The following is an 878-nucleotide window of genomic DNA, read 5'->3' as shown; positions in this document are numbered from 1 at the left end:
ACATTACCTTTAACTTCTTTATAAACGTATGTTACTTCTTTAGTTGTTCCTGATTCAACTTCACCTGTTTCTTCACCTTCAGTTGATTCTGGAACTAATTGGTAAACTTTTCCTTCTGCAGTTTTAATACGTTCTGGTTTCATTCCGTTATCCGCAGTGTTATAAGCTGTTCCTGGTTTACCATTATCAGTGTCTTTTGCACCTGATTCTACAGTTTTGCTTTCATCACCAACTACTGTTCCTGTAAGCGGAGTTCCATCTTCAGTTTTGTAGTTAACGATGACTGATCCAGCTTTTTCATAGATGTAAGTTACTTTTGTAACACCTTCTACTACTGTACCTGTTTCAGCTGGTGATGTAGTTTCTGTATCATTTACAGATGTTGTTGTGTTTGCTTCGTTTAGGTAGTAAACATTTCCTTGTGCATCTGTAATTTTTTGAGGTTTTTCAGTTTCATTTTCTTTAGTGTTGTACGCTACGTTTTTAGGCGTTTTAACAGTTTTATCTTCTACAACTACTTCTTGTCCATCAGCATTTACGTAGTAATGTTCAGTTACTACTTCAGCTACTGTTTCAGGAGTATCGGTATAAGGAGATTTTAATTCTACTCCGTCTGCTGTTTGGTAGTTAACTACTACAGAACCTTTTTTCTCGATTTCACGAGTTTTTTCTTCTGCATAAGTGTAAGTGATTGTTGTAGTACCACTTGCTAAACGGTATGCACGAAGAGGAGTGATTTCGTCACGATAAGAAAACTCTTCAACATCCGGTGAAGGAGTATTTAATTTAAGAACAAAATCAGGAGTATCTTCTAAAGTACTTGAATCTGATTCAGAAACGCTTTCTATATCAGCTGTTATATCACTTGTAGGTCTTCC

Annotated in this window: 1 pseudogene; it reads right to left on the bottom strand. The window is 36.0% G+C overall.

Annotated elements, in window-relative coordinates:
* Positions 1-878 (bottom strand): annotated as a pseudogene (locus HMPREF2701_RS01540) (MucBP domain-containing protein); the annotation flags it as partial.

Origin of the sequence: Streptococcus sp. HMSC077D04 (genome assembly GCF_001808785.1) — a bacterium.
Lineage (GTDB): Bacteria > Bacillota > Bacilli > Lactobacillales > Streptococcaceae > Streptococcus > Streptococcus mitis_BX.
Note: the sequence above shows the minus strand (reverse complement) of the source record. Positions and strands in the feature narration are given on the sequence as shown.